Source organism: Acidimangrovimonas sediminis (assembly GCF_002871005.1).
Lineage (GTDB): Bacteria > Pseudomonadota > Alphaproteobacteria > Rhodobacterales > Rhodobacteraceae > Acidimangrovimonas > Acidimangrovimonas sediminis.
Genome location: NZ_PHSN01000045.1, coordinates 19,860 through 29,930, shown reverse-complemented (window position 1 = coordinate 29,930; position 10,071 = coordinate 19,860). Strand labels below are relative to the sequence as shown.

Below are 10,071 nucleotides of genomic sequence, written 5' to 3'. Positions count from 1 at the left end.
CGACCTGCGCGCCGTAAAGGTCAACTCCAGCCCGACCGATCGTGATGACATCAAGCGGTTTCACGGGCGCCTCCCGCAGGTGCGGGCGCCGGAGCGGCCGGGATGGTGAGGGATGCGGCGGGGCCGCCGGCGGGACCGAAAGGTGGAAAGGCGCGGGTCATCATGTCTCCAGTTCATGCGCGGGCGATCAGCCGGGCGTGACGGCATTGCCCGTCCGTGCGGCTTCGAGCGCGGCCTCGGCCAGCTCCAGCGCGCGCAGGCCGTCGGCGCCCGTGGTCGGCGGACGCCGCCCCTCGGACACGGCGGCGACGAAGGCCGCGATCTCGCCGGCATAGGCGGCGGTGTAGCGGGTCATGAAGAAGTCGAGCAGCGGCGGCCGCAGGTAGCCCCCGGCGGTCGCGACCTCGATCTCGGCCCTGTGCTGGTTGCGGGCCGAGACGGCGCCGAGACTGCCGTGCACCTCGATCCGCTGGTCGTAGCCATAGGTCGCGCGGCGGGTGTTGGTGATCGTGCATTGCGTGCCCGAGGCCGTGGTCAGGATCACGTTGGCGCTGTCGTAGTCGCCGAGCGCGGCGATCTCCGGATCCGTCAGCACCGAGGCCGAGGCCTGCACCCGGGTCACCTCTTCGCCCAGAAGCCAGCGCGCGACGTCGAAATCGTGGATTGTCATGTCGCGGAAGATCCCGCCCGAGCGGCGGATGTAGTCATGCGGCGGCGGGCCGGGGTCGCGCGAGGTGAGGGTGATCATCTCGACCTTGCCGATGGTGCCCGCGTCGATCGTCTGTTTCAGCGCCATGAAATCGGGGTCGAAGCGGCGCTGGAAGCCCAGCATCAGGGTTCCGCCGACCTCGTCGACCGTGGCGATGCAGCGCCGGGCGCGCGCGACGTCGAGGTCGACGGGCTTTTCGCAGAACACCGCCTTGCCCGCGCGGGCGAACCGCTCGATCAGGTCGGCGTGGGTGTCGGTGGGGGTGCAGATGATGACCGCGTCGATGTCATCCGCCGCGGCGATCTCGTCGATGCTGCGGATCGCGCAGCCGTAGCGTTCGGCAATGGCCCGGGCCGCCTCGGGCGCGGGTTCGGCGATGGCTGCGAGGCGGGCGCGCGGTTCGGATGCGACCGCGCGTGCGTGTACCTGACCGATCCGGCCTGCGCCGAGGATCGCGATGCGAAGCGTCATTGATGTCCTCCCTCGGGCCCCCTCCGGGCCCGGATACGTCGCCCCGGGCTGTGCGCCGGGGACCTGCGCGACACTCGCGGCAAGCGGCGAGTCGATCAACGGCGCACGAGGCGGATTGTTGCATTCCTGAGGTCTTCCGCCGATGCGATTGCCTCAAGACCGTCATTCAGACGGATTCCGGGACGTGGATCTGGGGCTCCACAAAGGATTGCCCGACGATGCCCGGCGTGGGGGTCAGCACCGAGGCGATCATCAGGTCGACGAGCGTCCGGCACAGCTCGGGCAAGGGGGTGCTGATCGCCATGCTGACGTAACGTTCCGAAAGGGCGGCCTGCGAGGCGGCGGTCAGCTCGTTCACGACCAGCGCCACCTTGCCCGGGGGGCGCGCCTCGCGCAGCGCGGCGATCGCGCCCTCCATGCCGCCGCCGGCGACGTAGATGCCGCGCAGGTCCGGGTGGCGGGCAAGCAGGGCCAGGGTCGCCTCGTAGGTCAGTTGCCGGGTCTCGAGGTTGACCAGCGTGTCCAGCACCTCGAAGGCGGGGGCATATTCGCGGAAGTAGCTGCGGAAGCCGGTCTCGCGCAGCTCGTGCCCGTGCCAGCGGCTGCCGCCCACGAAGACGGCAAGCTTGCCCGGCGCATGGATCTGGGTGGCAAGCTGCCAGGCCGCGATGCGTCCGACCTTGATGTTGTTGAGGCCGAGGTAGTTCTGCCGCACCCCCAGCGCGAAATCGTTGAGCACCGCGAAGGTGGCGATCCCGCCGTCCTTCAGCTCCTGCACCGCGCGGGTCAGCTCCGGGTGGTTGACGGCCGAGCCGGCGACCGCCTGTGCGCGCCGGCCCATGTCGCGCAGCTGGCCGGCGAAATCTCCGGGCGATTGCGAGGGGGCGAAGCGGATGATCGCGCGGCCCCGCACGTCGGTTCGCGCCTGCACCGCGCGGTCGATCTCGCGCGCGAAGTTCTGGTAGAATTCCTGACGTTCCTTGTGCAGCACGAAGCCGAGGGTGACCTCGTCCAGCGACTGGCCGAGTCTGCGGTCGATCAGCGCCTGCGCGTGAAAGCCGATCCGGTGCGCCGCGCCGGCGACCTTGCGGATCGTCTCGTCGCGCACGCGCGAGCGGCCGTTGAGCACGCGGTCGACGGTGGCCGCGCTGACCCCGGCCTCGCGTGCCAGGTCCTTGATTGTCGGACGTCGGGCCATCCGTCGCCTCCCTTGAATGCCTGCCCCGTTCCTTCCCCCCGGGCGTTTCGCAGGGTGCGGGTCAGCCCCGGGTGGCGTGGGGCACCCAGAAGGCGTCGTCGTCCAGTCGCCCGATGGTATGGAGCGCGTCGAACACGCCGGGGCTGGTGCCGAGCACGGGCGCGGGGGTCATGATCCCTTCGCCCAGGTCGAACGGCCGCACCCTGCCCCCGGCTTCCTCGATCAGGCAATGGGCGGCGATGCAATCCCATACGTTCATCCGCGGTTCGAGATAGGCGATCAGCCGGCCCGCAGCGACCCAGGCGAGCATGAGCGCGCCGGACCCGTAGCGCACCCAGGCGCCGCCGGCATCGCCGAACGCGGCGAGGAAGGTGCCGAAGCTCTGGTTCGAGATGCGGTCGTTGGCGCCGATGCCCACAAGCCCGTCGGCCAAGGTCTGCGCGCCCGCGACACGGATCGGCCGGTCGTTCAGCGTGGCCCCCTGCCCGCGCGCGGCGAGGTAGGTCTCCGACAGCATCGGTACCTCGATCGCGCCGACCAGCGGCCCCTGCCCGTCCACCAGCCCGATCGAGACGCACCACCCCGGCATCCCGGCGAGAAACGGTGCGGTGCCGTCGATCGGGTCGATGATCCAGGTGTAGCCGGAGGTTCCCGGCGTGCGCCCGTCTTCCTCGCCCACGAGCGCGTCGTTGGGATAGCGCTCGGCGATGGCGGCGCGGATCGTGCGCTCCACCTCCCGGTCCGCCTCGGAGACGAGGTCATGGGCGGTGCGCTTGGTCTCGATGTCGAGCTCGGACCGGCGCAGGAAGTAGGACCGCGCGAGGGCCCCGGCACGCACCGCCAGCTCCTTCGCAAAGCGCGCGCGTGCCGCCACGGTGTCGGGGGTCGCGGTCCGGTCAGTTTCGATCATGGGGTCTCTCGCAATCTTTCTGGAAGGTCAGGGCAGCAGGGCAAGACCTGCCGCGCGGAAGGTCAGCGCAAGGTCGCTGCCGACCGCGTAGGGCGTGGCGTTCGCGTGGTCGATCGCGAAGAGCTGGCCGAGGTCGCTCTCGATCTCGTATTCCACGTGATCCCCGAGATAGGCGGCGCTGCGGACGCGGCCGCTGGCGCCGTCCTGTCCCGCGGCGGGGCCGGACAGGGAAATGGCGTTGGCCCGGACGGAAAGCCGCGCGGGGCCGGTCGCGGTACTGCGGGTCGGCACGGTGATGCGCTGCCCGCCCAGGCGGATCTCGGCCAGCCCGTCACCGACCTTCTCGACCGTGCAGTCGACGATGTTCGACTCGCCGATGAAATCCGCGATGAACTCGGACGCCGGGGCCTCGTAAAGCTCCCTCGGGGTGCCTGCCTGCTCGATCCGGCCCTCGCGCATCACCACGACGCGGTCGGACACCGCCAGCGCCTCGTCCTGGTCGTGCGTGACGTAGACCGCGGTGAAGCCCAGCCGCTGCTGCAATTCGCGGATCTCGGTGCGCACCTTGCGCCGAAGCCGCGCGTCGAGGTTGGAGAGCGGCTCGTCCAGCAGGAGCACCTGCGGTTCGAGGACCAGCGCGCGGGCGACCGCCACGCGCTGCTGTTGGCCGCCCGAAAGCTCGGCCGGGAGCCGGTCGCCCATCGCCGACAGCCCCACGAGGTCGAGGCCCTTCTCGGCCTGCGCCCGCGCCGCGCGCCGCCCCAGCCCCCCGGCCTCGAGCCCGTAGGCCACGTTGGCGGCCACGCTCATGTGCGGAAAGAGGGCGTAGGACTGGAACACCATCGCCACGTCGCGCCGGTTCGGCGGCAGCCGGCTGACATCCGTCCCGCCGATCAGGATGCGGCCGCTGGTCGGCGTCTCCAGCCCGGCCAGCATCCGCAGCGTCGTCGTCTTGCCGCAGCCCGACGGGCCCAGCAGGGTCACCAGCTCGCCGGGTTCGACACTCAGGTTCAGCTGCGGAATGGCGGTGAAGGAGCCGTAATCCTTGCGGATGTCGTCGAACACGACGGCCCCGCGCTTTTCCCTCGCGCTCATGTCGCGATCTCCTCTTTGATGGGGGCAACGGGCCGGGGCGTGGCGGGGCCGCGCGCATCGCGCCGCCCGATCCGCCGTTCCCCGACCAGAAGCTGGAAGCCGCCGATCACGACCATCATGACGACGATCAGGACCGAGCTGTAGGCGATGGCGACGCCGTATTCGCCGTTCTCGACCAGGCCGACGATATAGGCCGTGGCCATGTTGTACTGTGCGCTGACCAGGAAGATGACGGCCGAGATCGAGGTGATCGCCCGCACGAAGCTGTAGACCAGCGCGGCAAGGATCGCGGGCCGCAGCAGCGGCAGGATCACCTTGCGCAGGGTGCGGGCGGAGCTGCCCCCCAGCATCAGCGAGGCCTCGTCGAGGCTGCCGTCGATCTGGCTCATCGCGGCGATCCCGCCCCGAACGCCGACCGGCATGTTGCGGAAGACGAAGCACATGATCAGGATCATCGCCGTCCCGGTCATCTGCAGCGGCGGCAGGTTGAAGGCGGAGACGTAGCTGATGCCGATCACCGTGCCGGGGATGGCAAAGCTCAGCATGATCGCGAATTCGAATAGGGCCTTGCCAGGGAAGCGCTGGCGCACGATCAGCCAGGCCGTCAGCAGGCCCACGAAGGCGGTCAGCGGGGCGGCCAGGATGGCGATGCCCATCGTCGTCCAGAAGCTGTTCCACGCAACCCCGGTGAAGCCGCCCGCCAGGCTGAACCCGAAGGCCGCGTGGTAATGCGCAAGCGTCAGCGTGTTGTCGAGGCCCCAGACCTTCACGAAGCTGCCGAAGAAGATCATGCCGTAGAGGAACAGGGTGAAGGCGGACCAGACCCCGGCCAGCGTCAGCACCGCGATTTCCAGGCCGCGCGGCAGGCGCGCGTGGCTGCCCCCGTCACCCTTGCCCGACACGGTCGAGAAGTTGCGCCCGCTCAGCCAGAAGCGCTGTGCCAGGAAGGCGCTGAGGGTGAAGCACAGCAGGATCAGCGCCAGGATCGCCGCCCGCGCCGGGTTGTGCTGGGCGCCGACCACCGCAAAGAAGATGTCGGTCGACAGAACGCCCCCATTGCCGCCCAGGATGAGCGGGTTGCCGAAATCGGCCATCGATTCGATGAACCCGATCAGGAAGGCATTGGCGAGGCCCGGCGCCATCAGCGGCAGGCTGACCTTGGTGAACGTTCGCCAGCGGTCCGAGCGCAGGGTCTGGCTGGCCTCCTCCATCGAGGGGCTCACCCCCTGGACGACGCCGATCAGCACGAGGAACGAGATCGGGGTGAAGCTGAGGACCTGCGCCAGCCAGATCCCCGGAAGGCCATAGATCCAGCGGCCGAGGTGCCAGCCGGTGATCGCCTCGATCCCCTGGGTGACAAAGCCCGCGCGCCCCATGATCATGATCAGCGCCAGCCCGATGACGAAGGGCGGGGTGATGATCGGCAGCACGGTGAGCAACCGGAGCCCGGCCTTGAACCGCGTGTTCGTCCGCGTCGCGGCAAGCGCGAAGACAAGCCCCATGAGGGTGGACCCGCTTGCCGTGCAGAGCGCGAGGAAGAGCGTCCGCCAGGCCACCCCGCAGCGTCCGCCGACAAGACAGTCGAGCCGCCAGATAGCGGGGTCGGCGATGTTCTGGCTGACACCGTCGAGCGTGAAGTTGCCGCGGAAATCCTGGAATGCGGACAGGAACATCGCGTAGAGCGGGTAGCCCACGAAGGCGATTACCAGCAGCACCAGCGCGGTGATCGCGCCCAGCACGAAGGCATCGCCCTTGAGTACCCCGCGCTCGGCCAGTCCGAAGGCGAAGAGCGCGGCGAACATGGCCAGCGCAAGGATCGCGCCCGCGCCCCAGGCCGGCTGTCCCGCCAGCGCGATCAGGCGGTCGGCGCCGGGGATGGCCCAGCCGCGCAGACCGATCGCCATCCCTTCGAAGGCAAGCCAGGCAAGCCCCGCCAGCCCCAGCACGACGAAGGCCTTTCCCCGCGCGGCCGACGGCTGCCTGAGCCTGAGCGCAAGCGCGACGAGCCACAGGGCAAGCACCGGCAGAAGCTGCCAGCGCCCCTGCCCCAGCTGGGCCACCGCGGGCCACAGCCTGTCGTCGGACAGGAACGCGCCAAGCCAGTCGAACTCCCAGAAGCCGGACCGGATGTGATACCACGGCAGGACAAGGAGCCCTGCCCCGCCTGCCGCGAGCGCGACGTCGATGCGGCGCGTTTCGCCTGTCATGCGCCCCTCCCCTCTTGCCGGATGTGCGGGCCCCGCGCCGGTTTGCCGCCGCACGGGACCGTTGCGGTTTAGCTGCCGTTGCCGATCTCGCGGGTCCAGCGCGACAGCAGATGCTCGCGCATCTTGCCGCTGCCGTATTTCGCGAAATCGTAGTCGATCAGCTTGACGTCATCGAGCCGCGGCGCCTTGTCCGAGGTGGTCGCGTCCTTGTTCGACGGGATCTGGTACGACCCGGCCGCAGGCATCATGTTCTGCGCCTTGGCGCTCAGCGCCCATTCGTAGAACACCTTGGCGGTCTTGAGGTTCTGCGCCCCGTCGATGATCGACATCGAGCCCACCTCGTACCCCGTACCCTCGCAGGGCGAGACGATGGCGATCGGGAAGCCCTGTACCTTCTCGGTCACCGCGTCATGCTGGAACACGATGCCCAGGCCGGCCTCGCCCCGCGCCGCCGCCTTGATCGGGGCGGAGCCCGACTTGGTGTATTGCGAAACGTTGCTGCCCAGCTTGTGCAGGTAGTCGAAGGCCTTGTCCTCGCCCATCAGCTGCACGAGGGTCGCCAGCGCGGTATAGGCGGTGCCCGAGCTGTTCGGGTCGGCAATCTGGATCTCGCCCTTCAGCGACGGGTCGAGCAGGTCGGCCCAGCACTTGGGCGCCTTGATGTGCTTCTCGTCGAAGATCTTGGTGTTGTAGCCCCAGCCGAGAACCCCGGCATAGACGCCCACCGTCCGGTAGCCCGAGATCTTCGCCTGCTTCTGCGCCCAGGGCTTCAGCTGGTCGAGATGCGGGCTCTTGTAGACCATCGTCAGCTTGTCCTCGGCGGCCTGAAGATGGGCATCGCCCGAGCCGGACCACCACAGGTCGGCCTGCGGATTGCGCGCCTCGGCGCGGATCTTGGCATAGGCCTCCCCCGCCGACAGACGCACCGAATTGACGTGGATGTCCTTGTGGCTGGCTTCGAAGTTCTGAACCATCTTGCCGCAGACCTCGATGTCGGCGGAGCAGATCAGGTTCAGCTCTGCCGCCTGCGCGGCGCCACCCAGACAAATCGCGCCAACCGCGAGCGCGGCAAGCCGCGCGACGTTATGTGCCATGATATCCTCCCTGGCGATGTGCCTCCTCTGCACACGTGTGCATTGATAGCCACGAGCCGTTGATCGAGTCAATGGATAGAAAGTCATCTGGTTCTTTTTTGTTGAAACATGATCGTCTATAATGAAAATGCACACGTGCCCAAAGCGGAAGGCCAACTGATGAAGCGAGCGCCCGTCACAGCGCAGGATGTTGCCGATTACGCCGGCGTTTCGCGCACGGCGGTGTCGCGCGCCTTCACCCCCGGCGCCAGCGTCTCGGCGGAAACGCGGGCCAAGGTGCAAAGGGCGGCCGAGGCGCTCGGGTACCAGGTCAACCACCTTGCGCGGGGGCTGATCCGGTCGGAAAGCGGCCTTGTCGCGCTGATCGCCGCCGAGATCGAGACGCCCTATCGCTCCGCCCTGCTGTCGCAGCTGGCGCAGGGGCTGCTGGCGGCGGGCAAGACCCCGATTCTGATCGCGACCGACCGATCCGACGACAGCGTCAGGCAGGCGCTGCAACATGCGATCAGCTACCGGACCGAGGCGGCGGTGATATTGTCGGGCATGCCCGACAGCGCGCTGTGCGACATCTGCCTGCGCAACGGCATGCGCCTTGTCCTCGTCAACCGCGACGAGGCGCGCAAGGGCACGTTGCAGATCCGCCTCGACGATCACGAGGCCGGGGTGACGGCGTTCAACACGCTGCGTCGCGCCGGATGCGCGGCCCTCGCCCTCGTCTCGTCGGCGGCGGGCACGCCCAGCCTTGCCGGGCGGATCGCCGGTTTCCGCCACGCGGCCGAGGCGGCGGGCGTGACGATTCAGGAGCGGTCGACCGGCGCGACCTCGTACCAGACCGGTCTGGAGATCGGGACGGACCTGCTCTCCTCCACCACGCCGCCGGACGGGATCTTCTGCGTTACCGATCTGCTCGCCTGTGGCGTGCTGGACGCGGCGCGGTGCCGCTTCGGCCTTGGCGTGCCGGCGGACCTTTCGGTGATCGGCTTCGACGACATTGCGCAGGCGGGTTGGGAAAGTTACGCCCTCAACACCTTTGCCCAGCCGACCGGAGAGATCGCCGCCACCGCGATCGACTGGCTGTCGGATCCGGACGGCGAAACCCGGGTGGTGCAGCTTCCCGTCCGGATGGTCTGGCGCAAGAGCGTGCGTGTCCCTGCCTAGTTGGGCCTAGTGGAGCCTGGCCTGGCCGGTCCTCAGGGGGCAAGGAACCCGCGCAGCGTCTCGGTGAACAGCGCGGGCTGTTCCCAGTTCGAGATATGCGAGGTGGGCAGGTCGACGTGGCGCGCCTCGGGCATCGCCTGCGCCATCTCGCGGGCCTGGGCCGTTGTCGCGGCCTGATCCTCGGACCCCGAGATGATCAGCGTGGGCTGGGCGATCTCTCCCAGCCGGGCGCGCAGGTCGCCGTCGCGCAGCGCCGCGCAATTCGCGATGTAGCCCTCGTCCGGGGTCCGGGCGAGCATGTCGCACAGCACCTGTACAAGGCCGGGCTCTGCCGCGCGGAACGGATCCGACAGCCAGCGCGACACGAGGTCGGCCGACATCGCGGCAAGGGTTCCGGCGCGGACCGCGTCGATCCGCGTGCTCCACGATTCGGCAGATCCGATGCGGGCGGCGGTGTTGCACAGCACCAGCCGGTCGACCAGACCGGGCCGCGACAGCGCCAGTTGCAGGCCGGTCATGCCCCCCATTGAGATGCCGCAGAAGCTTGCCCGTCGCACCCCGAGGTGGGCCAGCAACGCGGCCACATCCCCGGCCAGAAGCGCGAAGGAATATTCGCCCGGCGCGGCCGATGAAAGGCCGTGCCCGCGCGTATCGTAGCGGATGATCCTGTAGTCCTGCGCGAGGGCCGCGACCTGAAAGGCCCACATCCCCGAATGCGTCCCCAGCGAGTTGGACAGAACGAGGGGCGGCGCATCCTGCGGGCCGTCGACGGTGTAGTAGAGCCGGGCATCGGCCAGGTCGAGAAAGGGCATCTCAGGGGGTCCTTGAAGTTTCGGCAATCAGTGTCGGGTGCGGCGTGGGGGCCGGCGCGGCATCCGGTCCGGGCGCGGTGTCAGAGCAGGCACTGCCCGTCGACATAGGCCTTGCGCCAGTTGGTGATGTTGACCCGCGCGAAGAGGTCCGCCTTGTGGAACGGATCGGCGGCGATGAAGGCCTCGGCCTCGGCCCGGGTGTCGAGGGCGACGATGTAGACCCCGCCGCCGGCATCGGTGCCGTCGTCCTGCAGCTTCGCACCGCAGGCCAGCAGGATGGCCTTGTGCGCCTCGAGGAATTCCAGGTGTTCGGGGCGATGGGCCTGGCGCACCGCCGCATGGCCGGGCTTGTCCCAGGTCTCGATGAAATAGGGCATCTGCGCCTTCCTTGTTTGGGTCATGTGGGGCGCCGCGACG

9 protein-coding genes are annotated in these 10,071 nt (G+C 68.9%); 1 reads left to right on the top strand and 8 read right to left on the bottom strand.

The features are described from left to right. Positions 1–187: 187 nt before the first annotated feature. From iolG to CVV76_RS23260, 6 genes are all read right to left on the bottom strand, one after another. Entirely contained in the window at positions 188–1,180 is a 993-nt protein-coding gene (iolG, locus tag CVV76_RS23285; protein WP_102227082.1) for an inositol 2-dehydrogenase, read from the bottom strand. A gap of 166 nt (positions 1,181–1,346) precedes the next feature. Next, positions 1,347–2,378, bottom strand: coding sequence for a LacI family DNA-binding transcriptional regulator (locus tag CVV76_RS23280; RefSeq protein WP_102227081.1), 1,032 nt, complete (start codon positions 2,376–2,378; stop codon positions 1,347–1,349). 61 nt (positions 2,379–2,439) lie between these two features. Then, entirely contained in the window at positions 2,440–3,288 is an 849-nt protein-coding gene (locus CVV76_RS23275) for an inositol monophosphatase family protein (RefSeq protein WP_102227080.1), read from the bottom strand. Positions 3,289–3,315: 27 nt separating this feature from the next. Further along, positions 3,316–4,383 (bottom strand): ABC transporter ATP-binding protein, encoded by a 1,068-nt coding sequence (locus tag CVV76_RS23270; RefSeq protein WP_102227079.1) that lies wholly within the window; start codon positions 4,381–4,383, stop codon positions 3,316–3,318. Next, positions 4,380–6,590 (bottom strand): ABC transporter permease, encoded by a 2,211-nt coding sequence (locus tag CVV76_RS23265; protein ID WP_102227078.1) that lies wholly within the window; start codon positions 6,588–6,590, stop codon positions 4,380–4,382. Before CVV76_RS23265 ends, CVV76_RS23270 begins: the two co-directional genes overlap by 4 nt. Positions 6,591–6,658: 68 nt before the next feature. Further along, on the bottom strand, positions 6,659–7,684 hold the full coding sequence (locus CVV76_RS23260; protein ID WP_102227077.1) for an ABC transporter substrate-binding protein: 1,026 nt from the start codon (positions 7,682–7,684) through the stop codon (positions 6,659–6,661). A gap of 159 nt (positions 7,685–7,843) precedes the next feature. Here CVV76_RS23260 and CVV76_RS23255 point away from each other — a divergent pair, with 159 nt between their 5' ends. Continuing rightward, a complete protein-coding gene (locus CVV76_RS23255) occupies positions 7,844–8,842 on the top strand; it encodes a LacI family DNA-binding transcriptional regulator (RefSeq protein WP_102227076.1) in 999 nt (332 codons plus the stop codon). 32 nt (positions 8,843–8,874) lie between these two features. Here CVV76_RS23255 and pcaD read toward each other — a convergent pair whose 3' ends face one another. Both pcaD and CVV76_RS23245 read right to left on the bottom strand, forming a co-directional pair. Further along, positions 8,875–9,654 (bottom strand): 3-oxoadipate enol-lactonase, encoded by a 780-nt coding sequence (gene pcaD / locus CVV76_RS23250; protein ID WP_102227075.1) that lies wholly within the window; start codon positions 9,652–9,654, stop codon positions 8,875–8,877. Between the two features lie 80 nt (positions 9,655–9,734). Next, positions 9,735–10,031 (bottom strand): YciI family protein, encoded by a 297-nt coding sequence (locus CVV76_RS23245; RefSeq protein WP_102227074.1) that lies wholly within the window; start codon positions 10,029–10,031, stop codon positions 9,735–9,737. Positions 10,032–10,071: the final 40 nt, after the last annotated feature.